The following is a 25252-nucleotide window of genomic DNA, read 5'->3' on the forward strand; positions in this document are numbered from 1 at the left end:
ACCGCGCTTCTCCAATTTTCAGTCGGTACCCTGAAGGGCGCCGTCAGAAAACCGGCTCCCCCGCTCGCCGTCAAGCGGCCGCTAACGCGGTCCTTGCCCCCTCTGGCCTACAGCGGGGATCCCTTTCGTCAGAACGAAAGGAGACAATTATGACTGATTTCAATCCAGTTGCACTCATCCATTCAGTCGAGCGCATTCGCGGAAAGGTGCTTCTCAACTGCTACTATTGCAACACGCAATTCGCTCGCGATCTTCATTACAGGGGTCTCGAAAAGCTCGATGAGATGACCATCGATCTGACCAGGGAGGTTCAGGTGAAACGCGAGTTCTCGATCGCGAGAGGAACGTCACTGCAAGGCGGCGTCGACGTTGCCGTTCCGCATGGCTCGGCTCGTGCCGGTCTTGCCAAGACATGCCGCGCCGCGATTTGCCGGTATCATCGCGGCAGCTCGGGCATGGCACCTTTTCCCGCGTCCCAGATCCAAGCCGCAACGCTGCTTCCAGCGATGACGGCGTCGATTGTAGCGCGAACTTTGGAGTCCGCTTCAGGCGGTACCACGTAGAGAGCGATCGGTTGCGCATCCTGTTGCCGCAGCACGACGGTGGCAAGCGGCTCGGATGACGGAAGGTTGTATCGAAGCGTTTTGACGAAGCTCGCGCCACGTCGGGTCAACGCGGCCAGCAATTCGACGTCCTCGATCGTTTCGACGGGGAGCCAGTTTTCATCGACGACCATCAGGCTGATCGCGTCAATCGCGGCAATGCCGGCAAGGTCGAGCCCGAACGTGGCGATCGCGACGAGATGGGCGTCAGTATTCGCGTTCCAGAGTGCAAGCTCCGCTGCGAAGCGTGAGGTCATGCGCCGATGCGCATCTTCGGCCAGCATGAACGGATATTTCGGCGCATGCCTTACCACCATGCGGTGGCCGAAGCGGGCCGCCTCGAATTCCTTGACCTCGCCGATCAGCACCGCCAGCGGCCGGCTCTTGCCGCCTGAGCGAAGGACGCGATTGATAAACGCGGTCCGGCGCTCGACAATCTCAGCCTCGCGCTCCGAATTGAACATCTCGGGGATATAGAGGACGTCGGAAAGCGGCTTTTTCCTGGTGGCCTTGCCGGTCGCTGCCTCGATCAGGAATTTGCGGATTACCGCCCAGTTCCTTTTCCTCGCCATTGCCGGACGCCAGCGATTGACCTGTGCCTGGTCCCACAAATAGTGAAGGAGCCCGCGCATCGACAGCTTTCCGCCTTCGGTCCGCACCTCACCCGGCTCGGAGGCATCGCCAGGTGTCGGCGCGGCCCGATCTGCAGTCTTCGAGAGGCTGAAATCGAGCTTCAGATTGGTCGTGCCATCCTTGGTGTTTTCCTGGATCACTCCGTCGCCCAAATGACCGAGACCGGAGAGCTCGTAAGGCGGCTCGTAGGAGTCGCAATCCTGGTCGTGCTGTGGACCGGTCCCCGGCATGCGCTTGAGGATATGCCGGTTCTCAAAGCGGGCGATATACATCGCCACGCCCTTAGCGCAGCACAGGCACAACGGATGCTCGCGGCGGAAAAAGGCGCTCGCCAACCGCGCCTGGAAGTCCGCGGCATCGACACCCAGATCCTTCCCGTCGATACGAACACGTCGCGTCATCGCCGCCCCCTTACAGGCGTTCTGGTTGTCACGCGATGGATGGCTTCGCCTGAGGAGAGGTCTCGCCTTCTCTCTCCGGCTCGTCTCTGCGCTTGCCGATAGTGGAGCGGATCCTGTTCAGGACAGGTGGAAGAAACGGCACGTCCTCCCATCCGACATCGCCGACGAAAAGCTGCTCGCTGTTTCGGTTCCGCCAGTTCACTTCGGCGCGCGTCACGAACGGCGGCGCGATCTCCGCGAGCGCGGCGAGCGGGGCAAGCACGATGACGCAGAAGAGCGCGACGGTCCTTAGCAGCGCGTCGGTCAGCGGCGAAAGCTCGCCGGCGGCCGCAATCGTACCGCCGCCAAGGATCGCCATGATGATGACAAAGGCTGTCCAGACCATCAGCGGTCCGAGCAGCGAATAGTACGGTCTTCGCCAATGCCGCATGCGCGTTTCCTTTCTTTTCCCTTGTGAGTGGGACACCTACCGGTAGGGCGCTAGATCGCCTGCCGGGAGGCTGACTGGCCGGCTGCCGCCGGCATGCGGTCGCGGCCCCTACGGGTCCGCGGTTCTCCTCTCTCAATGACGTCCGATCATACAGCTTCTCGGCCCGCCTCAAGGACGAACGGTGCCCCCGATTTTCTGCCGACGCCCCATGGGCGCCGGCAGAAAATCGGTTGCCCCATTCGCCGGCTCCGCCGGTCGCTCTGCGCTCCTTGACCCGGTCCTCCTGCGCGTGCCGCCGGTCGACGTCATCAAGAAGGAGACGATCATCATGACCATCATCGATCACATCAACGAACTGCGCGCTGAGCTCAACGCCTGCCTCTTCTCGACCGAAGAGCGTGCGGAGCTGGAGGCCGAGCTTGCGGCGCTGCTGGCGGAGCGCGACGAGGCCGTGAAGGCACAAGATGCCCTCTTCGAGATCCTCATGGAGGCAGAGACGCGGTGACAGCGCCGTCGAGGCCGGGGAGGGGTGCTTCCCGGCCTTCTTACGCCCGGTTCGATCGGCAATCTTCGTCAAACAACGCCTCCTTTGTCGATCGGCTCACCCGAAGCGCCCGGCGACAGTGATTTCCCATATCCGTCCAGCATCGCCGCGACCTCTCCGAGAATCGCCGAAAGTCGCGTGGCCGCTCGAACGGCAATCGCCATGTCGTCGCGCTCGAAGAGCGCAAGGCAGATCTCGCCGGAGTCATGGCGTGACTGGTAAGCAATGCCGTCCGGCCGGTCGCGATGCGCAAAGAGCGTATCGCCCCAGAGGCCGCATGGCGCATAAGGGCCGGTCGGGACCGCGTTATCGGTGCCGAGCGCCTGCAGGCCCGATCCATACATCCGCACAAGGCGCAGCGGGCGTTCGCAGGTAAGCTCGCTCACCGAGCGGCTGGTGATGTCGTTCATCGCCACCATCAACCGCCGCGGATTGCGCAGGATGGTTTCGGCCAGCGCTGCCCTGCGGCTCATCCCCACATAGAGAACCCCGAAATGACCGTCAGCGCTGTCAAAGCGGTTTGTCGGCGGATTGCCCGGACCTGGGCCGAAGAAGACCGGATCCACTGCCGAGCGATGCACACGTTGCAGGCTATGGCCTGCCGGAACCTCGTCGATCGGCAGGCTTGCCGACACGAGCCAGTCGGACGGTGGCGGCGCCGCGCCCGATGGGCCCCGGTGCGGCACAGTCATCAGGCAAAACCGTCCGTGTTCTCAGCCCGGATCAGGCGGCGCACATCCTCCCTGTCGCCGCCGCGCAGCGCGTCCAAGGGCGACCGGCCGGCCAGCGCGGCATCGGGCGCCAGAAGGAAGTCGAGGGCGACCCATGGGCTGGAGCCTTCGAAGCCACGCACGACATCACTGACCCCGGCGGCCACTTCGCCGTCGGCGAACTGGCAGGCCGGATAGCGCCAGTCGCTGCCCTCGCGGACCGCAAGGATCGCGCCGGCACGCCGGCGCTTGTCGACGGCTTGTCTTGTGATGCCGAGCACCTTGCCGGCCTCTTCCGCCGACAGGGCGCCGCCGGCACGCTCGATCAGCTGCTGGCGATGCTCGACATTGCGCGCAAGCGCCGGAACGAGAGGATCGAGTTCGATCACCGCCGAACCGACCATATCGGAATGGCTGAGCAACTGAGCGAGCGAGCCGGCATCGGTCGGCGCCGCCAGTGCATCGGTGAGTGCCTTCGCCGGCACGTTGGCGGCGATCCGCTCAAGTGCCGACATAGCACGGCGCAGGAATGCCGCCTGCACGGAATCGGGGGCGGCCTGGATATTGAGCACCAGGCCCGGCGTTGCGGAACGGCTCATCGCGGCCTCCTTTGGTTGACCTGTTACAGGTATGGATGGATATGCGACAAAGTCAACCTTTCGCTTGACATTCCGTCTCGCGCGAGGGCTTTCTGTTTCGGCCTTGTCAGCACCCTCACAAGGGAAATGGTCCGGGTCGAAGCATAAGGCAGCATGACGGCCTTCCTGCCGCGCCCAATCGAACCCCGCAAGAAGCTCATTAAGGAGACCCACGGAGCACCGACGATCATGGAAGAGCGCATCGAAAGTTCGGAAGACACTGCGCAAAGCGAGGGATCCTATCGCCCCCACCCAGGGCCGGTCAGGTTCGCGGTCGCGATGTTCTGCTGCCATTCGATCTCCTCCTCATACTGGTCCATTTCGTGTTCATGGTGGCCTGGTCCGCCGTTTGGTGGGTGCTCTACATGTTCCGCCCGGTCGTCATGCTCTGCGGCGTCGCGGCGATCATGTCGATGCCGATTTCTATCGTCGTCTGGTTCCATCCCGATTCCCCAAACGGACTTCTCTTCTGATATTCCTGCTCAGCGGCGCCGCGATGCTCGCCTTCTCGTTCGGATATGCCGCGCTCGTCGACTTCCTTCGGCCCTCAGACGTGCGCGACCGCTATCGGCCGTTCAGGAAGGTCTGACGAAACGGTTTGCATCCGCGGCCTCGGCCATGTCCTTGCGCCGGAAATAGATCGCCCGCCCGCAGCGCAACGGCCCATGTCCCTGCACGATGATGATCTGCTCGTCCTTGCGCATCGTCTGCGTGATCTCGTGCGGCATGATCAGCGGCCGGCGCTGGTAGCTGAGGCTCTCCGATTTGCGCGTCCCGCTGTTCGATGTCGACCAGCCGACATTGCGCGAGCGCCCCTCCACCTCCACCGTCATCTCGCCGCATTGCGCCGAGACGTTGCGCGCCGTCTCGAGCGCCTTGATCGCGGCATAGCTCGCGAACGCGCAACCGTCGATCCACGACATCGCGCCGTCCCGTCCGAAATGCTTCTCAAGCTGTCCGACCGATTGGTACATGAGCATCAGCGAGATGCCGTATTTGCGGCCGCGGTCGCGTGCCTCTTCGAGCACACGCATGTAGCCGAGCAGGTCGACCTCGTCGAGCATGAACAATGCCCGACGGGCGAACGTACCATCGGTCTGCGTCATCGCGTTGATCAGCGAGCCGATGATCACCCGGCCGATGCCCGGATAGCTTCTCAGGATCGCCGCTGGAATATTGAGAAAGACGTCGACGTTCTTCGTGACGATGTCGCTCGAACGGAAAGCGCTGCCGCAGACGAGCGCCGCGTAGTTGTCGAGCGACAGCCACTGCGTATCGTTCGACGCCGTCGAATAAACGCCGCTGAATGTCTGCTCGGTCATGTTCGTGAAGACCCCGAGCGTCTCACGGATGAACGCGCTCTCTGAGTTCTCTTGGACCTCGCGGAGCATCGCGAGCACGGAGGGCTCAGGCTCGGAAACGATCTGGCGCAGGCTGCGCAGGTTTCGCCGGCCGGCATATTCGCGCGCGAGCATCACATGCGCGAGCAGCCCCGTCAGAAGGTTATGAGCCTGGTTTTGGAAATAGGATCCGGTGGAACTCTCAAAGCGGGCGCTTTCCGACAGCAGCATATGGGCGGCCGCGACAATATCCTCCTCCTTCGATTTCGAATTTTCGATCCAGTCGAGAACGTTGAAACCGGCAATCGGGTTCGCCGGATCGAGCACCTTGCAGTCGCGGCCGAGTTTCGAACGGCGATGCTCAAGGACCATCGGCGCCACCTCGGTCGACGGATCAAGGCAGATCATCGGGCCGGAATAGCGCAGCGCCGTCGGGATGACGTTACTGGTCGTCTTGTAGCCGCCGGAACCGGCGAAGAAGAGCATATGGGTTGAGTCGAAATCCTGCTTGTAGGTGAGAAGCGGTGCCGCGCCGCCGCGCCCCCAGGTCGACCGGTCGCCAGGGTCAAAGGGGATGTCCCGAACCGGCTCCTTGTCGACGCGGTACCGCTCGCCGACGACGATTTCGCCGTCCGGCGGAAACACCTTCGCCGCTTCCGACATCGTCATCCAATCCGCATCGCCGAATGTCGCCTTGCGGGCGCGTTTGAATGGATCGGACACCGCAAACGAGATGCGCGCCGAGACTGCCACGGCGACGAACCCGGCGACAGCGCCGCCAACGGCAAAGACATCGAGATAGGAGAGCACATCCGTCCAGCGCATGCTGCCCTGGACGGCGGGCGGTGACAACCGCGCGAATTCCCGCACACCGTAGAAACCGGCGACGCTCATGAACGCCAAAAGGTTCCCCATAGCGACCACCCGGCGCCGGTGCAGCGGCAACGCGAAAACCGTCACCAGGCCGGCCAGCGGGCCGAAGATCAGATTGGGCACGGGCGCGGCTCGCATGAACCAGTAGGCGTATTTCGGCGGTAGCCCCACCGCCACATCGGGCCAGCGCTCGACCGTTATGGCGACCGTCAGCCCTGTGACGAGAAACGGTACGAGGACCAAAGCCAGGGCGAGGTCACTCAGTCTTATCTTTCTCATCAGCTTCCCTCTCCTGATCCTCTTCACCTTTTGTCGGCTGTCGCGGCTCCGCCCCGAACGATTTCCGTCCGATGGCCGCGAGCCGGCTGTACGCGGCGCTCCCCGGCGTGATGTGGCTTGCTTCAATCAGCGCTCCCAGCAGAAACGCGCGATTGGACGAACGCAGGCCCGCTTTGACGACCAGGCCGCCGAGGGCGATCTTCTCGCGTGTGTCGCGCTTTCGTTCTGTCATGTCCCGCCGCAGCCGCCGTTCCAATTCGACAATGCGCTGATCGATCCGCCTACTCAGCCGCGCGATCAGCGACAGTCCGGCCGGCGCGAAAGGTCTTCACCATATTCTCGAAGGCGGCGTCGAGCTCATCGTCTGAGATGTTGAGTTCGCCGAGGCCCGCCTTGATGGCCGCGCGTGCGAAACGTCCATGGTCCTTCATAATGACTTTTTTGCGTCTTTCTCTCAGGCGCTCTATTTCGGCATCTATATCGGATACCGTTGATTTTCGGCTTCCATTTCGCTGATCCATGGAAATCCTCCTTCTTTTCGCCTATTTTTAAATGACTTATATAGAATAATTAAAAACGCCTGTTGGCGCAAGCCTGTGGCTTACGCATCGGTCCCGCGCCCGCAGGGCGCATCCCAAAAACGGAATTGGCCCAAAGGTCCGATCGGTTTGAGGGGGCGCAATATACGTCGCTGGCGCGACGTGCTTTGGAGGGCGGCGGCGGCCATGGCGATCATGTTCGTTCGGGCACAGGTGATCAGCAGGGGAGCGGGCCGCAGCGTCGTGTCCGCCGCCGCCTATCGCCATCGAACGAAGATGATGGACGAGCAGGCCGGCACCGAGTTCCGCTACGAGGGCGGGGCGTCCGAGCTGGTGCATGAGGAGCTGGCGTTTCCGGACGAGACAACCGCCTGGCTGCGGAAGGCGATCGATGGCCGCTCAGTCGCCGGCGCCAGCGAGGCATTGTGGAATGCCGTCGACCGCTTCGAAGAGCGTGTCGACGCCCAGCTTGCCCGCGAACTGATCCTCGCTTTGCCCGAGGAACTGTCGCGCGCCGAAAACATCGCGCTCGTCAGGGAATTCGTCCGCGACAACATCACGTCGGCCGGCATGGTCGCCGACTGGGTCTATCACGACAAGGACGACAATCCTCACGTGCACCTGATGACCACGTTGCGGCCGCTCACCGAGGATGGTTTCGGGCCGAAGAAGGTGCCAGTGCTCGGCAAGGACGGCAATCCGATCCGCTCGTCACGCCGGACCGGCCGAACGGCAAGATCGTCTACCGTCTCTGGGCCGGCGACAAGGAGACGATGAAAAACTGGAAGGTCGCGTGGGCGGAGACGGCAAACCGGCATCTGGCGATCGCTGGTTTCGATATCCGGCTCGACGGCCGGTCATACGAAGAGCAGGGCCTCGACGGTCTCGCGCAGCGTCATCTTGGACCGGTGCGCGCGGCGCGGGCGCGAAAAGGGCTGGAATCCTATTTTGCGCCGAACGATCTCGCACGCCGGTTCGCCGCCGCAGACCGCCTGACCGCCGATCCCGGCCTTCTTCTGAAGCAGCTCAGCCGCGAGCGGTCGACCTTCGACGAACGCGACATTGCCCGCGCGCTGCATCGTGTCGTCGACGATCCGGCGATGTTTGCCAATATCCGCGCCGCGATCATGGCCTCCAACGACCTCGTGACACTCAGGCCTGCCACCAGGAAGGGGCAGGCTGCGGACGCTGAGGAGCCGGCGATTTACACGACGCGGGCGATGCTCCGCACCGAATACGAGATGGGCCAATCCGCGCTCACATTGTCGAAGCGTCGCGGCTATGGCGTCGCGGCAAAGACGGTTTCGGTTGCGATCGCCGTAGTCGAAACTGCTGATGTGGAGCGGCCTTTCCGCCTCGACCAGGAGCAAGTCGATGCGGTTCGTCATGTTACCGGCGACAAAGCAATCGCCGCGGTGGTCGGGCTTGCCGGTGCTGGCAAATCGACGTTGCTCGCCGCTGCCAATCTCGCCTGGAAAGCGGACGGCCGCCGCGTCGTCGGTGCGGCACTTGCTGGCAAGGCGGCTGAGGCGATCGAGGACAGTTCAGGCATAGCCTCGCGCACGCTCGCCTCGTTGGAACTCGCATGGGCGAATGGGCGCGATCAGCTGCAGCGCGGCGATATTCTCGTGATCGACGAAGCCGGCATGATCGCGTCCGAGCAAATGGCGCGGATCCTCAAGATCGCGGAGGAGGCAAGGGCGAAAGTCGTTCTCGTCGGCGACGCGATGCAGCTCCAGCCGATCCAGGCGGGCGCGGCATTCCGCGCCATCACCGACCGTGTTGGATACGCCGAACTGGTCGGCGTACGACGCCAGAAAGAAGAGTGGGCGCGCGATGCTTCGCGGGCGTTCGCGCGTGGCAAGGTCGCGACCGCGCTCACCGCCTATAGCGAACGCGGTCACATCGTCGAGACCGACACACGGACCGCCGCGGTCAATCGCATTGTCGCGGATTGGGCACAGGCCTGGGACGACGCACTAGCGAAGGCGGCCGATGCTGATCAACCGGTTCGCGGCGATGCGCTTCTTGTGCTGGCGCATACCAATGCCGACGTGAAATCGTTGAACGATGCGATCCGCTCGGTGATGACGGCGCGCGGCGAGCTGAGCCGGGCCCGCAAGGTTGCGACCGAGCGCGGCGATCGCGAGTTTGCCGTCGGCGACCGCATCATCTTCCTTGAAAACGCCAGGTTCGCGGAGCCGCGCGCCGAACATGTCGGCGTCCAGCACGTCAGGAACGGCATGCTCGGCACGGTGACCGAGACAACCGACCGGCGCGGCGAAACGTTGCTGAGCGTGCGGCTCGACGCGGGGCGCGACGTCGTCTTTAGTGCCGACACCTATCGCAATGTCGACCACGGCTATGCCGCGACGATCCACAAGTCCCAGGGCTCGACGGTCGATCGCACGTTCGTCCTTGCCACCGGCGGAATGGACCAGCATCTGACTTACGTGGCGATGTCGCGGCACCGCGAGCGCGCCGACCTCTATGCGGCGCAGGAGGATTTCGAGCCGCGGCCGGATATCGCCGCTGGCTACGGCAAAAGGCCGGATCACGCCGCTGGTGTGACCGGTGTCCTGGTCGAGACGGGCGAGGCGCTCTTCCGGCCCGATGACGAAGATGCCGACCCGACACCTTACGCCGATCTTCGAACCGATGATGGCCGCACGCATCGTCTCTGGGGCGTCAGCATTCCCGACGCTTTGGAAAAGGCGCAGGTGAACGAAGGCGATGTCATCACTCTGACGAAGGACGGCACCGAGACGGTGATCAAAGTCATCCCGGTGATCGACGATGAAACAGGTGTCAAACGCTTCGAGGAACGCGAGGTCCAGCGCAACGTCTGGAGCGCCGTTCTCGTCGAAGCTGCACCTGCAGTCGAGATCGACGAGGCAACGGCGACTGTCGAGCATCCGGCCGTCTTCAAGGAAGTCGTGGAGCGGCTTGGGCGCTCCGGAGCCAAGACGACGACGCTCGATTTCGAGAGCGAGGCAGGCTACCGCGAGCAGGCCCGAGACTTCGCGGCCCGCCGCGGCATCGACCGGTTCGTCGACATCGGCAATGGGCTTGAGGAGACCATCGAACGGCAGGTCGCGTGGATCGCAAAGCAGCGGGCACGTCTGGCGCAGCTGTGGGAGCGCGCCGGCGCAGCTATGGGCCGGTCTACCGGCCGCACGGCGCCGGTCGAGACTGTCGCGGATTCAAGGCCAGACATCATCACCGAACCGAGCGAAGGGAGGTCGTTCCTGCTGCCGCCGACCATGAGTTTCGAGAAGTCCGTGGACGAAAGCGCCCGCATCGCGCAGCTCGACCTGCCGCGGACCCGCGAGCGCGAAGCGGTGATCATGCCGGTGCTCGAGCGCGTCTACTCCGATCCCGCCGCCGCACTTGCCGAGCTCAGCCGGCGAGCCTCCCAACCGAGCGCCGATCCGCGTGCGTTGGCGGAAGATCTCTCCCGGAGCCCGGAGCAGCTCGGGGCGCTCAGAGGCAAAGCGACGCCAATGGAGGCGGTGCGAGACCTCGTCGCCGTCGCGCGCGCCCATGCGACCGCCTTCAGGACGGGGCACGGCCATGCGGTTGCACGCGAGGAGCGGCGCCGCGCCGCCATGGCGGTCGGCATTCCGGCCCTATCCGAAAAGGCCACGGCGCGGCTCTCCGAGGTCGAGGCAATCCGCGCCGGCGGCGGTCAAGCCGCCTATAAAGAGGCGTTCGGCCTTGCGGCGCAGGACCTCTCCGTCGTTCGGGAGATCAAGGCGGTGGCCGAGGCGCTCGGCCGGCGTTTCGGCTATGACGCCTTCACGGAGAAGGCTAGCGATGGGACGAAGCGTCTGATCGCCGAGCGCATGCCGGATATGCCGGAGGATGAGCGTCGGTTGGTCGAAGCTCGCTTCGAGGCGGTCAAGCGCTTCGCCTTCGAACAGTATCTTGCCGAGGAGCGCGATCCGTCGAAGATCGCTCTGCCGTCGGCCGCCGGGCCCAGCGCGGAAACGGCGGCGAGGCCGCCGATGATCGCGGCCATTACCGACTTCGCCGCCACCGTCAACGACGAGGCCCGGCGGCGCGCTCTGACAGTGCCGCACTATCAGGCGGCGCGGGCAGCGCTCACTGATACCGCCGTGCGGATCTGGCGCGAGCCGGCCGTCGCCGTGACGCGCATCGAGGAGCATTATGTGGCAGGCGAGATGCCCGACCGGGTTGCCACGATGATGACGTCTGATCCGGGCCGGTTCGGCGCGCTACGGGGGTCGGATCGGATGATGGACCGCTTCACCGGGGTGGGCGCCGAGCGCCGGACCGCGCTGACATCCGCCCGGGATGAGGCCTGGCTGGCGCGATCGGCGGCGCAGTCCTACGCGACGGCATTCGACCATGAAAAGCAGGCCGTCCAGGTGGAGCGCGGTCGCATGGCGATCGCTGTGCCGGCGTTGTCCGATCAAGCGGAGAAGGAGCTGAACCGATTGATGCGAGCGAACCCAAAAGACGCAAAGGCATTCGGCCAATCCGTCCTCGCGCTTCCGCCTGCCATCAAGGCTGAGTTCGCGGCCGTCAGCAAGGCGTTGGACGCCCGCTTCGGACGCGGCGCGCTCGGGCGCGACGAGGTCGGCGTCATCAGTCTCGTGCCCGCCGCGCATCGGCCGGGCTTCGAGGCGATGCGTCCACGACTGCGGACAATACAAAGGGCGGTAAGCGCCGATATCGGTCACACGATCGCAAGCGAGCGGCGGATCAAGACAATCAGGGTGAACGTCGTCTTCGAAACGACGATGCGAACACCCGACAATGTGGAGCGGATCGTCGCGGCGGGCCGTGCGGCTGGATATCGGGTCGAGGCAAGGGCGATTGCCGTTGATCCCCGCGTCAGCTGGCAGGGTTGCCACTATCGGTTCGAGGAGAGGCTGGCGGTCGGCGCGGCAGCGTGGATGCGGCTTGCCGCCGAAAGCTCCGGCGCGATCGGGCGATGGCGCCGGCAGACAGCGACCTCCGACTTCCGCACGCCGGCGGCTTCCATGACACGATGGCGTGCATGGCTACGGTCTCCTCATCCGCTCTCGCCCTCGACCAAAGCCATCGGCCAAAGCATTCTGCGCATTGCATGGGGATAGAGGTCGGCATAAACCGGCATGGTGGAGAGCAGGCTTTCGGCAAGCGCTATGCCGAGATCCCGGAGGGAAAGCTCAAAACCCGTGAGGCTCGGTGAGAGAAACCGGGCTTGCGGGCTTTGACGGCCGATGACGGCGATGTCACGACCAGGCCGGAGGCCGACCTCTTCAAGGCCGCGATAGAGACCTGTCACCAGGGTCTCGTTGACCAGGATGATGGCGGTGAGCGGCTCAGCACTGTCCTTGATTTGCCGGGCGACCGCATAACCTCCGGCTTCACTCGGATTGGTGCGGAAAATGCACTCCTCGGCCAGCGTCAGGCCGTGTCGTGCCAGGGATGCCCGGCAGCGTTCGATAAAGACATAGCCGAGATTGAGATCGCCGTGCGGCCAGACGAAACCTATGCGGCTGTGCCCGGCATGTACCAAGCGCTCGATCGAGATCTCGGCCATACCTTCGAAATCCAGGTCGATCCATGGCTGACCGACATCGGTGAGGCTTCGCCCCAGCGTGATGAAGGGGATTTTATGCCGTGCCAGAAACTCGAAACGCGCATCGTGGCGGCGCGTCGCGGACAGGATGATGCCGTCGGCAAAACCGCGCGCGACCATCCGTTTGAGATAATCGTCCGGATCCTCCTCCGAAGAGCATAGGAGGGCGACAAGATCGAGCTTGTGGCGGGCCAGTACCGTCTGCACCCCATCGAAAACGCTCATGAAGAAGATATCGCCTTGGCCGGTGATTTCTCGGCCGGTCTGCATCATGAAGCCGATCACCCCGGTCGAGCCCTTGCGCAGCGCCCGTCCGGACTGGTTTGCGACATAGCCGAGGCGCTCAGCGGCTTCGAGGACGCGGCGGCGCGTTTCTTCGTTCACGTCCGGCTTGCCGTTCAAGGCGCGCGAGACCGTGCCGATCGAAATATCGAGATGTTCTGCCAGCCGCCGAATGCCCTTCATCAGCTCCGTCCTATCAGACCGTAATCGTTTTCGGAAATCCTATTGACAAAGAACATGACCTGTAAATAGGATCGTAAACGTTTACGGAAATCGATGAAGGAGCGTCGGACCGTCAGCGAGGAGGTGATCGTGACATTGAAGGCCGTTCTATGCGGATGCGGAGCCATGGCACATGGCTGGGTGCGGGCGTTGAAGACGACGCCAAGCCTCGCCGAGACTATAGAGATCGTTGGACTGGTCGATCTCGATGCCGGAGTTGCGCGCCAGCTCGCCGAGGCCTTCGATTTGACCGAGGTAATAATCGATATCGATCTCGACCATGTGCTGCGAGAGACCCAGGCCGATCTCCTGTTCGACGTGGTTGTGCCCGTTGCCCGCAAGGCTGTCGTCGCTTCGGGCCTCAAACACGGTTGTCATGTGCTCAGCGAGAAGCCGATGGCCACGTCGCTCGACGAGGCGAGGGATCTTGTCGCCTTGGCGGAAGCGGCAGGACGGATTCACGCGGTGGTGCAGAACCGCCGTTTTATTTCCGGCATCCGCCGGATGCGTCGCCTCGTCGAGAGCGGCGCGATCGGCGAGCTGACTGGTGTTCATTGCGACTTCTTCATCGCTCCGCATTTCGGCGGCTTCCGCGAAAAGATGGACAACGTGCTGCTACTCGACATGGCCATCCACACGTTTGACGCAGCCCGTTTCGTCAGCGGAAAGCGCCCGCTGTCGGTATACTGCCTTGAAACGAACCCCGCCGGCTCCTGGTATGCTCATGGCGCATCGGCGAACGCGGTTTTCAAACTTTCCGATGACGTGGCTTTCACCTATCGCGGCTCCTGGTGCGCGGAAGGGCGCCGCACGAGTTGGGAAAGCGCCTGGCGGCTGGTGGGCTCGAAAGGCATGCTGACCTGGGACGGCGAGGAGGCCTTCGACGCGGCGGTTGCCGGCGAAGAGGAAGGGCTGTTGCGCGGCTACCGGCCGATCGACGTGCCGCCGGCGCCCCGCGAGGCGGAGACACACGGCCATGCGAGCGTGATCGCCGATTTCCTGAATGCGATCCGATCTGGTCGCCCGCCCGAAACGGCGGGCTTCGACAATATCAAAAGTCTGGCCATGGTGTTCGGCGCTATCGAAAGCGCGCGCACCGGCCAACCCGTCGCCATTGAAGCATGAGGATCGAGCACATGAGCAACCCCGCCAAGTCTGTCCGCATCGGCACCATGATTCGCGCCACCAAGGGCGGCGCGGCCGAGCGTATCGCCCAGATTGCCGGCATGGGTTTTGAAAGCTTTCAGCCTTTCTTCTGGCAGACGACGAACGGCCAGGATCTGGCCGAGCTCGGCAAGCGCTGCCGTGAAGCGATCGGCGACCGCGACATCACCATCCAGGCGATCGGCATGTTCGGCAATCCGCTGGAAGAAACCGAGATCGATCTCCAGACGCTCCAGGGCTGGAAGGATTGCATCGACAATGCCCATCATTTTGGTGCCACCTGCGTCGCCGGCTTTACCGGAAGGCTGCGGGGACGTCCGATCCCCGAGAGCCTGCCGCGCTACCGGCAGATCTGGAGCGAGCTGGCCAAGCGGGCGGCCGACAGAGGCGTCAGGATCGCCTTCGAGAACTGCGCCATGGACGGCAACTGGCAGACCGGCGACTGGAATATTGCCCACAATCCGGATGCCTGGGAGCTGATCTTCAACGAGACGCCGGACGACCATATCGGCCTTGAATGGGAGCCATGCCATCAGATGGTCTATCTGATCGAGCCGCTGCCGCAGATCCGTAAATGGACCTCGAAGATCTTTCACGTGCACGGCAAGGATGCGACGATCCGCTGGGATGTCATCCGCGAGCACGGGGTTTTCGGCAAGCATCCCTTCGTCTTCATGCGCACGCCGGGCTTCGGCGACACGAACTGGACGGACGTCATTTCCGAACTTCGCCTCGCGGGCTGGTCGGGCTCGATCGACATCGAGGGATGGCACGATCCCGTTTATCGCGACGACCTCGAAATGACCGGTCAAGTTCACGCATTGAATTATCTGAAGTCGTGCCGGGGCGGCGATTTCGTCACCGATCCCGTCTGACGTAACCGCTCGCTTGCTGCGGTCTGGAGGAGGCCGCCGCCGGGAGCATAACCTGAAGGAGGAGAGCATGGGTATTCGCAAATTGGCCTTGATCGGCGCGCTCGCGGTTGCCAGCGTGTCGGCGTTCCATGCCTCGGCCCGCGCCGAGGATGTCAAGATCACCGTCTGGTCGCTCGACCGCGACATTCAGCCGGCTCCAAACCTCATCAAGGATTTCAACAATCTGAAGAACGGCATCACCGTCGAATATCGCCAGATCCAATTCGATGATGTGGTGAGCGAGGCGATGCGCGCCTATTCGACAGGGCAGGCACCGGACATCATTGCCGTCGACAATCCGGAACATGCGCTGTTCTCATCGCGCGGCGCGTTCCTCGATCTGACGGACATGATCGCACAGTCGAATATCGTCAAGCCTGAGAACTATTACCCCGGTCCACTGAGGTCGGTGATGTGGAAGGATCGCTATTTCGGCATACCGAAGGCGACCAACACGATCGCGCTCTACTACAACAAGGATATGTTCCGCGCGAAGGGGCTTGATCCCGACAAGCCGCCGCAGACCTGGGACGAACTGGTCGATACGGCCCGCAAACTCACCGACCCGGCGAAGAATGTCTATGGCATCACCTTCTCTGCCAAGGCGAACGAGGAGGGAACTTTCCAATTCCTGCCCTGGGCGCAGATGGCCGGCGGAGGCTATGACAAGGTCAACGCGCCCGGTGCTGTGAAGGCGCTGGAAATCTGGAAGAAGATCATCGACGAGAAGCTCGCCTCACGCGATACCCTGACACGCAGCCAGTGGGATTCGACCGGCACCTTCAATTCCGGCAATGCGGCCATGGCGATTTCCGGCCCCTGGGAGCTCGACCGCATGGTGAAAGAGGCCCAGTTCGACTGGGGAGTGGCGCTATTGCCGCTGCCCGAGCCGGGCGCCAACCGCTCGTCCGCCATGGGCGACTTCAACTGGGCGATCTTCGCCAATACCGAACACCCGAAAGAAGCCTTCAAGGTGCTGGAATATTTCGTGTCGCAGGACAACCGAATGTTCAAGGACTTCGGTCAGCTTCCGGCCCGCTCCGATCTTGCCATTCCGTCGAGCGGTCAGCCGCTGAAGGATGCCGCATTGAAGGTCTTTCAGGAGCAGTTGAAATATGCGCAGCCGCGAGGCCCGCACCCGGCCTGGCCGAAGATCTCCAAGGCGATCCAGGACGCCATCCAGGCGGCGCTGACGGGGCAGATGAGCGCGCAGGAAGCGCTCGATCAGGCTGATCAGAAAATCAAGGCCGTACTTGGCTGAGCCATCGGAGCCGGTTCCCGACGGCCGGCTCCCAACCTCTCCTCCCGGCCGGGGTCGTGACGGTTTTTTCCGCGCGGCTCCGGACCGGAAGGCGGTGCCCGATCCGGAGGTGTCATGAGAAAATTGCTCCTTTCCATCAGCGACGGGCGCGGCTTCGACATCGGCCTCGTCTCCGTGCCGCTCGCCTTCCTGTTCGCGATGGCAGGCCTGCCGCTCATCTACAATATCGTGATGAGCTTTCAGGAGGTGGACATGTTCAGCCTCGGGACGTTCGCGCGGCCGTTCGTGGGCTTCAAGAACTACATCACTCTGTTTTCGCTGCCCGAGACCTGGCCGATTCTGAGGAATACGGCAGTGTTCGTGATCGCCTCGATTGCCGGGCAGTTCACCATCGGCTTCGCGCTTGCGCTCTTCTTCTGGACCGGCTTTCCCGGCTCGTCCTGGCTGCGCGGACTGTTTCTCGTCTCCTGGGTCATGCCGGGACTGGTCGTCGGCGCCATCTGGAACTGGATTCTTTCCGGCGACTTCGGTGTGCTGAATTACGTCCTGCGGGAGGTGGGCTTCGTCTCCGGCAATATCTTCTGGCGCTCCGATCCGGATTTCTCGCTATGGGCGGTGGTGATCGCCAATATCTGGCTCGGCATTTCCTTCAACATGATCCTTCTCTCGGTCGGCCTCTCGGCCATTTCCCAGGACCTTTACGAGGCCGCCGAACTCGACGGCGCCAATGTCGTCCAGAGATTCTTCACCATCACCCTGCCGATGATGCGTTCCACGATCGGTGCGATCATCGCGCTCGGGCTGATCTTTACGCTGCAGCAGTTCGACCTTTTCGCCGCGATCACCGCCGGCGGCCCCAATAATTCGTCCAACGTCGCGCAATACTGGGCCTGGGATATGTCGTTCAGACAGTATGACTTCGCGCAAGGGGCGACGATCTCCGTCATCATGATCGTCTTCGTGATGATCGCGTCCGTCGTCTATGTCCGCTCGACACGGCATGAGGTGCGCGGATGAGCCTTGCCTTGCGCGACAAGTTCATGCTGGTGGTCGCGGTTCTGCTGGCGGCGATCTATCTCTTCCCGCTCTACTGGATGTATGTGACGGCCATCAAGACGGGGTCCGCGATGTTTGCCTCGCCGCCATCCTTCTGGCCCTCCGATCCGCAATGGGGTATTTACGGCTCCGTCTGGGAAAGCCGCAATGTCGGCCGCTATCTGTGGAATTCCCTTGTGATCGCCTCCGGCGCCGTCTCGCTCATCGTCGTCCTCGGCACGGGCTGCGCCTACGTGCTGGCGCGTTACCGGAATGTCTGGGTGGATATCGGCCTGTTCCTGATCCTGATGCTGCAGGTGCTGCCGGCCTCGCTGATGATCACGCCCATCTTCGTCGGCTTTTCGCAGCTTGGACTGCTGGATTACCCGCGCGTTGCCGTCATCCTCGCAATCGCGGCGAAAAGCATGCCCTTTTTCGTGGTGCTGGTCAGGGCGACCTTCATGAGCGTGCCGATGGAACTGGAAGAGGCCGCGCTGGTCGACGGCAATTCCCGCTTTGGCGCATTCTTCCACATCGTGCTGCCGCTTGCCCGCAACGGCATTCTCGTCAGCGCCATCCTGATCTTCATGCAGGCCTTCGGCGAGTTCGTTTATTCGAAGTCGATGATCCAGGCGATCGAATACCAGCCGGCAAGCGTGGGGCTGAACTCGTTCATGGGGCCGAATACCAACGAGTGGAACAATATCATGGCCTATGCCGCGATGTATGTGACGCCGATCCTCGCCATCTTCGTTCTCTTGCAACGCCGGATCGTGTCCGGCCTGACGTCGGGAGCCCTCAAATGACCACGCATCAGATCGAACTTGCGGGGGTGAACAAATATTACGGCGCCTATCATGCGCTGCGGGACATCAACCTGAAGATCCGCAAGGGTTCCTTCGTCGCGCTCGTCGGGCCTTCCGGTTGCGGCAAGTCCACGCTGTTGCGTTCGCTGGCGGGGCTCGAAACCATCTCCGCCGGCGATCTGGTGATTGCCGGTGCCAGGATGAACGGCGTTCCGCCCCGCAAGCGGGATCTCGCCATGGTTTTCCAGTCTTACGCGCTCTATCCGCATATGACCGTTGAAGAAAACCTCACCTACAGCCTGCGAATGCGCGGTGTCGGCAAGGCCGAAGCCAGACGCAAGGCGGAGGAGGTGGCCGCCACGACGGGCCTTTCGAATCTCCTCGGGCGCTATCCGCGCGAACTCTCGGGCGGACAGCGCCAGCGCGTGGCGATGAGCCGCGCGATCATCCGCAATCCCAAGGCCTTTTTGTTCGACGAGCCGCTCTCCAATCTCGATGCGGCGCTGCGCGTCCACATGCGCAAGGAAATCCGTGCCTTGCATGACCGGCTGGGTGCTACATCCGTCTATGTCACCCATGATCAGATCGAGGCGATGACCATGGCCGATCATGTCGTCGTCATGCGTCAGGGCGTCATCGAGCAGCAGGGGGCTCCGCTTGAACTCTATGACCGGCCGGCAAACCAGTTCGTGGCGGGATTCATCGGTTCGCCGGCCATGAATTTCGTGCCTGCACGGGCTGGAGCAGACGAGCAGTCGCTGGTCCTCGAGCTGGATCTGCCGCAGACGGTGAAATCGCCGAGAGCCGTTGCCGCCGGTCGGGCGCTGACTGTGGGCATCCGCCCGGAGCATCTCCAGCTTTCCAGCGAAACCGATGCAGCACTCCGTTTGCCCGTCGGAAGCGTCGAAAGCACCGGCGCCGCGACCTATGTCACGACCGCGACGGTGCCGGAACTCGTCATCGTGCTAAACAGCCGCGTGTCGATCCACCCGGGAGAGACGCTTCCGCTTCGCCTCGATCCATCCCACTTGCACCTCTTCGACAAGGAGACGCAGATACGCTTGGTTTGAAATGCCCCGGTTGCCTTTACTCTACAATTTCAATCCTTCTCAAGAATGGATCTCGCCACGGCAGGGCCGCCTAACATGAAACTCTTGACCCCGTCGCGGACGATATCGTCAAGCGCTTGCGGGGTCGGCGTCGCGTAGACGAAACGCCGGATCGCCAGATAAAAGATGCGGCCGTGCAGGCCCCAGAAGAGCTCGGTCTCCCGCTCGGTCAGCGGCGTCTCGTCGGTGTCCGGCAATCCGAGATCATGGCGAAGCTCCCGGCATGCCGGCTCGATGATCTGCTGCCGCACGATGTCGAGGTAACGGGTTGTGATGTCGAAGGTCTTCAATCCGGAAAAGACAAAAATCCGCACCCAATCGTAGTGGAAGACCCGGTTGACGTATTGGAGGTAAAACTCGGTGAGCCGGCTTTCCAGCGACTGGCTGCGATCGGTGATGAGGCTCGCCCACGCCTCATCCCAGTGGCTTAGATAGACATGCTCGTAGACCCGCTCGATCAGCGCTTCCTTGCTTGGAAAATGCCGGTAGATTGCCGAATGGGTTATGCCGATGCGCTTCGCGAGCTCGCGCGTCTGCCCCTCGAAACCGTGTTCGGCAAAGAAGCGAACGGCCTCTTCCAGAATGAATTGCTCCCGCTCGTTCGCCCGCATGTACTGCTTGGGGCGCCGCGGCTTCGGCCGGCCGTGCTCGCCTTCGGGGACATTCAACTGATCCGTCATGGCACTCCTGATCCGTGACCGCCGCATTGCCGCAGGCGGCGCATTCCTGTCTCAGCGATACTCCAGGCGGCGATTGAGACCAAGTGGTAATTTATTTGAGACCATTTGGTAATTTTTCTTGACCGGTCGATCATCCTGCGAAATATTGTAACCAAGTGGTCACAAATTGGATGGCCGTGGGAGGAGATCGGTGAAGGCGAGAGCTTTCGAATACGTGCGCCCGCAATCCGTCGAGGAGGCGCTACGGGCCTTTGCGGACGCTGATGGCGATGCGGCCTATATCGCGGGCGGGCAGAGCCTCGTTCCCGCATTGGCGCTGCGGCTGCAGGCGCCGGCATTGCTCATCGACATCACCCGTATCGGGGACTTAAGTGGTCTCGACGTCGTGGAAGATCGTCTCCGCATCGGTGCGACGACCCGCCATTTCGAGATCCTCGGCTCGGAACTGGTCGCCAAGCATGCGCCGCTTCTTGCAATGGCCGCACCCTTCGTCGCCCATCCGGCGATACGCAACAAGGGGACGTTCGGCGGCAGCCTGGCCCTGGCCGATCCTGCATCCGAATTTCCCGCTATGGCACTGGCGCTCGACGCGCAGATCGAGATTGCCTCTCTCGAAGGCGACCGGCACGTTCCGGTCGCGGATTTTTTCCTGGGCCTCTATGAGACAGCGCTTCAGCCTGGCGAGATGATACGGGCTGTGCATGTTCCCTTGGCGGGCGCAAAGACCCGCTGCGCTTTCGATGAACTTGCCCGCCGTCGCGGCGACTACGCGCTCGTCGGCGCCGGCGTGAACGCGGAAATCGACGATGGCCGCATCGGGCGCGTGCGGATTGCCTTCCTGTCTGTCGGCCCCATGCCGATGCGGGCGAAAGGCGCCGAGGAGGTGCTTGCTGGAAATCGGCTGACCTGCGAAATCGTTCGGGAGGCGCAGGACGCCCTCAGCGTCGATCTCAATCCTTCAGGCGACGAGGGCACGCCCGCCGAGATGCGCATGCATCTGGCGCGCGTTCTGCTCGGTCGCCTTCTGGGACGGCTGGAGACAACGCCATGAGCGTCCGGATCGCCATTTCCTTGACGATCAACGGCGAAGCTGTTCACGCGGTCGTCGCACCACGCACGACGCTTGCCGATTTCCTACGTCAGGATTTGCAGCTTACCGGCACTCATACGGGGTGTGAAATGGGTGTTTGCGGCGCTTGCCTCGTGTTGATCGACGATCGTCCCGTTCACGCCTGTCTCATGTTCGCCGTCCAGGCAGATGGCTGCGTGGTGGAAACCGTCGAGGGTCTGACGGCGCGAAAGGCGATCGCCGACCTGCAGAAGGCTTTTCACGAGCGCAATGCTCTGCAATGCGGCTTCTGCACTCCGGGCATGTTGGTTAGCGCCTATGGCCTGCTCTCGTCGGGGGAGGTTCAGGACCGAGACAAGATCCGCGATGCCCTGTCGGGAAACTATTGTCGCTGCACCGGCTATGAAGCGATTGTCGATGCGATCGAGCGGACGGCCGGAGAGCGGCAGCGGGCCACGATGGGGGAGGAGACATGAACGCGTTTGCCGGCTCCCTCGAGAGGTCCAATTCCTATATCGGCCGTTCGGTTTTGCGGCCGAATGCAAAACGCCTGCTGGAAGGGAAGGGACGATACGTTACCGATCTCGTGCTGCCCCGTATGCTGCACGCCGCCTTCGTCCGGAGCCCCTATGCGCATGGCCGGATCCTGTCGGTCGACAGGAGCGACGCGACCGCTCTTGCGGGTGTCCGCGCGGTCTTCACCGGCGCGGATTTGGCCGCGATCTGCGCACCGTGGGTCGGTACGCTCGACCATTTCAAGAACATGAAATCGCCGCCGCAGCTCCCGCTTCCCCTGGACAAGGTGATGTGGTCCGGCCAATCGGTCGTCTTGATCGTTGCCGACAGCCGGGCGATTGCCGAGGACGCTGCGGAACTGGTCAGGATCGACATCGAGGAGCTTGCCGCACAGGCGGATTCGGTCGAGGCCATGTCCGCGGAGGCCATTTCGCGGGATCTCGGCAGCAATATCTGCTTCGCCACCAAACTCGACAGCGGCGGAGTGGACGCGGCCTTCGAGGCGGCAGACACGATAGTGGAGCGGAGCTTTGTATTCGGTCGGCATACGGCCGTGACGCTTGAGCCCCGCGCGATTGTCGCCGACTACGATGCGAGCGAGAACCGGCTGACCGCCCATCACGGGACCCAAACGCCCTACCAGTTCCAGGACGTCTATTCCCGTCATTTCGGCATCCCGGAATCCAATGTCCGCGTCATCGCGCCGGATGTCGGTGGTTCCTTCGGCATGAAATTGCATGTCTATCACGAGGAAATGGCCGTCGTCGGCGCATCGATCCTGCTTGGCCGGCCGGTGAAATACGTGGCGGACCGGCTGGAGTCTTTCGTTTCCGATATTCACGCCCGCGACCATCGCGTGACCGCGCGGCTGGCCGTTGGGGAAGGCGGACGCATCACGGGCATGGACGTCGATGACGTCACCGCGATCGGCCCGTTCTCCAGCTATCCGCGCACCAGTGCCGTTGAGGGAAATCAGGTCGTCCGGCTGATTGGCGCGCCATACGACTTTTCTTCCTACCGCGCCAATCTCTCGGTTGTTTTCCAGAACAAGGTCCAGACGAGCCAATATCGCGCCGTTGGTCACCCGATCGCCTGCGCCGTCACTGAATGCATGATCGATGCGGCTGCTCGCGAGCTCGGCCTCGATCCGTTCGAAATGCGCGCCCGCAATCTCATTCCTGACGACAGCTATCCGCGCACATCGCCGACCGGCTATCAGTTCGAAAAACTGTCCCATGAGGCTTGCCTCGCCCGGATGCGGGCAATGATGAATTATGACGGGCTGCGCCGAGAACAGGCGCAGCTGCGGAAAAGAGGCATCCTGCGCGGCATCGGCATTGCGCTGTTCGTCGAGATCACCAATCCGAGTCCGGCGTTCTATGGCGTCGGCGGCGCGCGGATTTCTGCGCAGGATGGTGCCATCGTAAAGCTGACGCCTTCTGGTGAAGTGCATTGCTCGATTTCCGTCACCGAACAGGGGCAGGGGACAGAGACCATTATCGGCCAGATCGTTGCCGACCAGTTGGGCGTCGATCACGCCAAGGTCCGCGTCATGACCGGCGATACGGACAGTACCCCGCATGGCGGAGCCACCTGGGCCTGCCGCGGTGCGGGCATCGGTGGTGAGACGGCGCTGCAGGCGGCGCGCAAGCTGAAGGCCAATCTGCTCGCGGTCGCTGCCCTCATTCTGCAGGCACGACCCGCCGAACTCGACATCCGCGCGGACTGGATCGTCGAGGCCGCCACCGGCCAGCAGCGGATCAGCCTTGCGGAGGTTGCGCGGGTCGCGTTCTTCCGCTCCGATACGCTGCCGCCCGGCACCCAGGCGCAATTGTCCGTGGTGCATCACTATGCGCCACAGGGCCATCCTTTTGCCTTTACCAACGGCGCGCAAGGCTCTCTCGTCGAAGTCGATGCGGAGACGGGGTTCGTCAAAATCCTCAAGCACTGGGTGGTCGAGGATTGTGGCCGCATCATCAATCCGCTGCTGGTCGACGAGCAGATTCGCGGCGGCGTCGTCCAAGGACTCGGCGCAGCGTTCTTCGAGGAGTGTCTCTACAATTCCGAAGGCCAGTTCACCAATGGCTCGCTTGCCGATTACCTCGTGCCGATGGTCTGCGAGATGCCCGATATCGAGATTGCCCATGTCGAGACGCCGACTGAGGACACGGAGCTCGGCGCCAAGGGGGTTGGCGAGGCCGGCACCGCCGCCGCTTCGGCCGCCGCGATGAACGCCGTCAACGATGCGCTCGCCGACCACGGCGCGATGCTGACGCAGGTACCCATGACGCCGGCGCGCATCCTGAAGGCGCTCGGCAAGATCTGACGCATGAAAATGATGTCCAGGAGGAGGACAACAATGACAAAGGAAATCGAAAAGCTGGCCTTACGGCCGATCAGTCGCCGCACAGCGCTTTTGGGCCTCGCAGGCACCGCCGGCGCTCTTTCCATGCCGTGGATTGCAAGGGCCCAGGCCGAGACGATCCGCATCGGCTTTCCGACCCCGCTCACCGGCCCGTTTGCCGCAGAGGCCAACGATCAGGTGCGCAGCGCCCAACTCGCCGTCAAGCTGGCGAACGACAAGGGCGGCGTTGCCGGCCGCAAGGTCGAGCTTCTGGTGCGCGACGACAAGCTGAATGCCGGTGAAGCCGCAACCCGCACGCTCGAACTCATCGAGAAGGACAAAGTCCATGCGGTGGTGGGCGCGCTTTCGAGCGCCGTGCAGCTCGCGGTCAACGAAGTGACCCGTGCCCGCAACATGCTCTACATCTCGATCAGCCAGTCGGACACGATCAACGAAATCAAGGACTTCAGCCCCTATACCTTCCACGAGGCGCTGAATCCCACGATGACCACGGCGGTTGTCGCCAAGCACACCTTCCAGAAGGGCTCGAAGGTCGCCTATCTCGTGGCCGACTACGCCTACGGCCATGAAATGCTGCGCGGCTTCAAGCGCGCCGCCCAAGCGATCGGCGCCGAGACGGCAGGCGAGATCCTGCATCCCTTCGGTGCGGCCGATTATTCGACCTTCATCCCGACCATCCTGTCGCTCTCTCCCGACATTCTCTGCATCTGCAATTTCGGCCGCGATCAGGCGAATTCGATCAAGCAGGCAGTCGATTTCGGCGTCAAGGACATGATGAAGATCGTCGTGCCGGTGCTCCTGCACAATCAGCGCCTTGCCGTCGATCCGGAGGTCTTCGAAGGCGTGGTCGGCGGGGCGAACTACTATTGGGGCCTCGAAGAAACCGTGGCTTCCGCAAAAGCCTTCAATAACGCGTTCAGGGACATGTACAAGGGAGCGATCCCGACCGATTACGGCGCCTACGGTTATACCGGTGTCGCCTCGCTTCTGGTGGCGATCGAGAAAGCTGGCGGCACCGAAACCGAAAAGGTGATTGCGGCCCTGGAAGCGCTGAAATACGACGTCGCCAAGGGCGAGCAGTCCTATCGCAAATGCGATCATCAATCCGTGCAGTCCGTCCTCGTGCTGGAATCCAAGGCGAAAGCAGATATGAAATCGGATGCCGATCTCTTCAGGATCGTCGCCAACGAGCCCGCGTCGGAGGCCGTGCTGAGAAGCTGTTCCGAACTCGGCTTCAAGAGCTGATA

Annotated in this window: 22 protein-coding genes and 1 pseudogene; 14 read left to right on the forward strand and 9 right to left on the reverse strand. The window is 62.7% G+C overall.

Annotation, left to right across the window (positions count from 1 at the left end; translation table 11 throughout):
- Nucleotides 1–436: 436 nt before the first annotated feature.
- Both ACMGE0_RS28195 and ACMGE0_RS28200 read right to left on the reverse strand, forming a co-directional pair.
- Nucleotides 437–1636 carry a DUF1173 domain-containing protein gene (locus ACMGE0_RS28195; RefSeq protein ID WP_436819203.1) on the reverse strand — a complete coding sequence of 400 codons (1200 nt, stop codon included), beginning with the start codon at nucleotides 1634–1636 and terminating at the stop codon, nucleotides 437–439.
- Nucleotides 1637–1664: 28 nt separating this feature from the next.
- Complete coding sequence (locus tag ACMGE0_RS28200) at nucleotides 1665–2066, reverse strand: hypothetical protein (protein WP_436819204.1); 402 nt, start codon at nucleotides 2064–2066, stop codon at nucleotides 1665–1667.
- Between the two features lie 208 nt (nucleotides 2067–2274).
- On the opposite strand from ACMGE0_RS28200, the gene ACMGE0_RS28205 reads away from it, so the two are divergent.
- Complete coding sequence (locus tag ACMGE0_RS28205) at nucleotides 2275–2571, forward strand: hypothetical protein (protein WP_436819205.1); 297 nt, start codon at nucleotides 2275–2277, stop codon at nucleotides 2569–2571.
- Between the two features lie 68 nt (nucleotides 2572–2639).
- On the opposite strand, the gene ACMGE0_RS28210 is transcribed toward ACMGE0_RS28205, so the two are convergent.
- Both ACMGE0_RS28210 and ACMGE0_RS28215 read right to left on the reverse strand, forming a co-directional pair.
- Nucleotides 2640–3302, reverse strand: a complete 663-nt coding sequence (locus tag ACMGE0_RS28210) for an RES family NAD+ phosphorylase (RefSeq protein WP_436819206.1) — start codon at nucleotides 3300–3302, stop codon at nucleotides 2640–2642.
- Nucleotides 3302–3919: a helix-turn-helix domain-containing protein gene (locus ACMGE0_RS28215; protein WP_436819207.1), complete on the reverse strand. Its 618-nt coding sequence runs from the start codon at nucleotides 3917–3919 to the stop codon at nucleotides 3302–3304. The genes ACMGE0_RS28210 and ACMGE0_RS28215 overlap by 1 nt, the downstream gene beginning before the upstream one ends.
- 368 nt (nucleotides 3920–4287) lie before the next feature.
- Here ACMGE0_RS28215 and ACMGE0_RS28220 point away from each other — a divergent pair, with 368 nt between their 5' ends.
- Complete coding sequence (locus ACMGE0_RS28220) at nucleotides 4288–4431, forward strand: hypothetical protein (RefSeq protein ID WP_436819208.1); 144 nt, start codon at nucleotides 4288–4290, stop codon at nucleotides 4429–4431.
- Nucleotides 4432–4533: 102 nt separating this feature from the next.
- Here ACMGE0_RS28220 and traG read toward each other — a convergent pair whose 3' ends face one another.
- The 3 genes from traG to ACMGE0_RS28235 are packed head-to-tail and all read right to left on the reverse strand — an operon-like array spanning nucleotide 4534 to nucleotide 6971.
- Nucleotides 4534–6450, reverse strand: a complete 1917-nt coding sequence (gene traG, locus ACMGE0_RS28225; protein WP_436819209.1) for a Ti-type conjugative transfer system protein TraG — start codon at nucleotides 6448–6450, stop codon at nucleotides 4534–4536.
- The gene (gene traD / locus ACMGE0_RS28230; protein ID WP_436819210.1) at nucleotides 6428–6682 is read right to left on the reverse strand and encodes a conjugal transfer protein TraD; all 255 of its coding nucleotides are present in this window, start codon (nucleotides 6680–6682) and stop codon (nucleotides 6428–6430) included. Before traD ends, traG begins: the two co-directional genes overlap by 23 nt.
- A 49-nt stretch (nucleotides 6683–6731) precedes the next feature.
- Nucleotides 6732–6971, reverse strand: coding sequence for a TraC family protein (locus tag ACMGE0_RS28235; RefSeq protein ID WP_436819211.1), 240 nt, complete (start codon nucleotides 6969–6971; stop codon nucleotides 6732–6734).
- Between the two features lie 204 nt (nucleotides 6972–7175).
- On the opposite strand from ACMGE0_RS28235, the pseudogene traA reads away from it, so the two are divergent.
- Nucleotides 7176–11728, forward strand: a pseudogene (gene traA, locus ACMGE0_RS28240) (Ti-type conjugative transfer relaxase TraA); the annotation flags it as partial.
- 27 nt (nucleotides 11729–11755) lie between these two features.
- Nucleotides 11756–12094 carry a zeta toxin family protein gene (locus ACMGE0_RS28245; protein ID WP_436819264.1) on the forward strand — a complete coding sequence of 113 codons (339 nt, stop codon included), beginning with the start codon at nucleotides 11756–11758 and terminating at the stop codon, nucleotides 12092–12094.
- Here ACMGE0_RS28245 and ACMGE0_RS28250 read toward each other — a convergent pair.
- Nucleotides 12031–13047, reverse strand: a complete 1017-nt coding sequence (locus ACMGE0_RS28250; RefSeq protein ID WP_436819212.1) for a LacI family DNA-binding transcriptional regulator — start codon at nucleotides 13045–13047, stop codon at nucleotides 12031–12033. The two genes, ACMGE0_RS28245 and ACMGE0_RS28250, sit on opposite strands and share 64 nt — an antisense overlap.
- Nucleotides 13048–13176: 129 nt before the next feature.
- Here ACMGE0_RS28250 and ACMGE0_RS28255 point away from each other — a divergent pair, with 129 nt between their 5' ends.
- The 6 genes from ACMGE0_RS28255 (at nucleotide 13177) to ACMGE0_RS28280 (ending at nucleotide 19336) form a co-directional block, all read left to right on the forward strand.
- The gene (locus ACMGE0_RS28255; protein WP_436819265.1) at nucleotides 13177–14211 is read left to right on the forward strand and encodes a Gfo/Idh/MocA family protein; all 1035 of its coding nucleotides are present in this window, start codon (nucleotides 13177–13179) and stop codon (nucleotides 14209–14211) included.
- Between the two features lie 11 nt (nucleotides 14212–14222).
- Nucleotides 14223–15125 carry a sugar phosphate isomerase/epimerase family protein gene (locus ACMGE0_RS28260; protein ID WP_436819213.1) on the forward strand — a complete coding sequence of 301 codons (903 nt, stop codon included), beginning with the start codon at nucleotides 14223–14225 and terminating at the stop codon, nucleotides 15123–15125.
- Between the two features lie 67 nt (nucleotides 15126–15192).
- Nucleotides 15193–16425: an ABC transporter substrate-binding protein gene (locus ACMGE0_RS28265; RefSeq protein ID WP_436819214.1), complete on the forward strand. Its 1233-nt coding sequence runs from the start codon at nucleotides 15193–15195 to the stop codon at nucleotides 16423–16425.
- 114 nt (nucleotides 16426–16539) lie between these two features.
- On the forward strand, nucleotides 16540–17442 hold the full coding sequence (locus tag ACMGE0_RS28270) for a carbohydrate ABC transporter permease (RefSeq protein WP_436819215.1): 903 nt from the start codon (nucleotides 16540–16542) through the stop codon (nucleotides 17440–17442).
- On the forward strand, nucleotides 17439–18266 hold the full coding sequence (locus ACMGE0_RS28275) for a carbohydrate ABC transporter permease (RefSeq protein ID WP_436819216.1): 828 nt from the start codon (nucleotides 17439–17441) through the stop codon (nucleotides 18264–18266). Before ACMGE0_RS28270 ends, ACMGE0_RS28275 begins: the two co-directional genes overlap by 4 nt.
- A complete protein-coding gene (locus ACMGE0_RS28280) occupies nucleotides 18263–19336 on the forward strand; it encodes an ABC transporter ATP-binding protein (RefSeq protein ID WP_436819217.1) in 1074 nt (357 codons plus the stop codon). Before ACMGE0_RS28275 ends, ACMGE0_RS28280 begins: the two co-directional genes overlap by 4 nt.
- Nucleotides 19337–19365: 29 nt before the next feature.
- Here the strand turns inward: ACMGE0_RS28280 and ACMGE0_RS28285 are convergent, their stop codons facing one another.
- Complete coding sequence (locus ACMGE0_RS28285; protein ID WP_436819266.1) at nucleotides 19366–19986, reverse strand: TetR/AcrR family transcriptional regulator; 621 nt, start codon at nucleotides 19984–19986, stop codon at nucleotides 19366–19368.
- 259 nt (nucleotides 19987–20245) lie between these two features.
- Here ACMGE0_RS28285 and ACMGE0_RS28290 point away from each other — a divergent pair, with 259 nt between their 5' ends.
- From ACMGE0_RS28290 to ACMGE0_RS28305, 4 genes are read left to right on the forward strand one after another with little or no spacing between them, the layout of a single operon-like run.
- On the forward strand, nucleotides 20246–21106 hold the full coding sequence (locus ACMGE0_RS28290) for an FAD binding domain-containing protein (RefSeq protein ID WP_436819218.1): 861 nt from the start codon (nucleotides 20246–20248) through the stop codon (nucleotides 21104–21106).
- Nucleotides 21103–21600 (forward strand): (2Fe-2S)-binding protein, encoded by a 498-nt coding sequence (locus tag ACMGE0_RS28295; protein WP_436819219.1) that lies wholly within the window; start codon nucleotides 21103–21105, stop codon nucleotides 21598–21600. Before ACMGE0_RS28290 ends, ACMGE0_RS28295 begins: the two co-directional genes overlap by 4 nt.
- Nucleotides 21597–23966 carry a xanthine dehydrogenase family protein molybdopterin-binding subunit gene (locus ACMGE0_RS28300; RefSeq protein WP_436819220.1) on the forward strand — a complete coding sequence of 790 codons (2370 nt, stop codon included), beginning with the start codon at nucleotides 21597–21599 and terminating at the stop codon, nucleotides 23964–23966. Before ACMGE0_RS28295 ends, ACMGE0_RS28300 begins: the two co-directional genes overlap by 4 nt.
- Before the next feature lie 33 nt (nucleotides 23967–23999).
- Nucleotides 24000–25250, forward strand: a complete 1251-nt coding sequence (locus tag ACMGE0_RS28305; RefSeq protein ID WP_436819221.1) for an ABC transporter substrate-binding protein — start codon at nucleotides 24000–24002, stop codon at nucleotides 25248–25250.
- The last annotated feature ends 2 nt before the right edge of the window (nucleotides 25251–25252 follow it).

The sequence above is a fragment of the Neorhizobium descurainiae genome, assembly GCF_051400715.1.
Lineage (GTDB): Bacteria > Pseudomonadota > Alphaproteobacteria > Rhizobiales > Rhizobiaceae > Neorhizobium.

Excerpts from the sequence above, each read along its gene's own strand:
- ACMGE0_RS28250 (WP_436819212.1), bottom strand. The coding sequence starts at position 13,047 with ATGAAGGGCATTCGGCGGCTGGCAGAACATCTCGATATTTCGATCGGC.
- ACMGE0_RS28275 (WP_436819216.1), top strand. The coding sequence starts at position 17,439 with ATGAGCCTTGCCTTGCGCGACAAGTTCATGCTGGTGGTCGCGGTTCTG.
- ACMGE0_RS28300 (WP_436819220.1), top strand. The coding sequence starts at position 21,597 with ATGAACGCGTTTGCCGGCTCCCTCGAGAGGTCCAATTCCTATATCGGC.
- ACMGE0_RS28235 (WP_436819211.1), bottom strand. The coding sequence starts at position 6,971 with ATGGATCAGCGAAATGGAAGCCGAAAATCAACGGTATCCGATATAGAT.
- ACMGE0_RS28200 (WP_436819204.1), bottom strand. The coding sequence starts at position 2,066 with ATGCGGCATTGGCGAAGACCGTACTATTCGCTGCTCGGACCGCTGATG.
- ACMGE0_RS28280 (WP_436819217.1), top strand. The coding sequence starts at position 18,263 with ATGACCACGCATCAGATCGAACTTGCGGGGGTGAACAAATATTACGGC.
- ACMGE0_RS28260 (WP_436819213.1), top strand. The coding sequence starts at position 14,223 with ATGAGCAACCCCGCCAAGTCTGTCCGCATCGGCACCATGATTCGCGCC.
- ACMGE0_RS28295 (WP_436819219.1), top strand. The coding sequence starts at position 21,103 with ATGAGCGTCCGGATCGCCATTTCCTTGACGATCAACGGCGAAGCTGTT.
- ACMGE0_RS28215 (WP_436819207.1), bottom strand. The coding sequence starts at position 3,919 with ATGAGCCGTTCCGCAACGCCGGGCCTGGTGCTCAATATCCAGGCCGCC.
- ACMGE0_RS28195 (WP_436819203.1), bottom strand. The coding sequence starts at position 1,636 with ATGACGCGACGTGTTCGTATCGACGGGAAGGATCTGGGTGTCGATGCC.
- ACMGE0_RS28210 (WP_436819206.1), bottom strand. The coding sequence starts at position 3,302 with ATGACTGTGCCGCACCGGGGCCCATCGGGCGCGGCGCCGCCACCGTCC.
- ACMGE0_RS28305 (WP_436819221.1), top strand. The coding sequence starts at position 24,000 with ATGACAAAGGAAATCGAAAAGCTGGCCTTACGGCCGATCAGTCGCCGC.
- traG (WP_436819209.1), bottom strand. The coding sequence starts at position 6,450 with ATGAGAAAGATAAGACTGAGTGACCTCGCCCTGGCTTTGGTCCTCGTA.
- traD (WP_436819210.1), bottom strand. The coding sequence starts at position 6,682 with ATGACAGAACGAAAGCGCGACACACGCGAGAAGATCGCCCTCGGCGGC.
- ACMGE0_RS28205 (WP_436819205.1), top strand. The coding sequence starts at position 2,275 with ATGGGCGCCGGCAGAAAATCGGTTGCCCCATTCGCCGGCTCCGCCGGT.
- ACMGE0_RS28270 (WP_436819215.1), top strand. The coding sequence starts at position 16,540 with ATGAGAAAATTGCTCCTTTCCATCAGCGACGGGCGCGGCTTCGACATC.
- ACMGE0_RS28245 (WP_436819264.1), top strand. The coding sequence starts at position 11,756 with ATGCGAACACCCGACAATGTGGAGCGGATCGTCGCGGCGGGCCGTGCG.
- ACMGE0_RS28265 (WP_436819214.1), top strand. The coding sequence starts at position 15,193 with ATGGGTATTCGCAAATTGGCCTTGATCGGCGCGCTCGCGGTTGCCAGC.
- ACMGE0_RS28285 (WP_436819266.1), bottom strand. The coding sequence starts at position 19,986 with ATGCGGGCGAACGAGCGGGAGCAATTCATTCTGGAAGAGGCCGTTCGC.
- ACMGE0_RS28220 (WP_436819208.1), top strand. The coding sequence starts at position 4,288 with ATGGTGGCCTGGTCCGCCGTTTGGTGGGTGCTCTACATGTTCCGCCCG.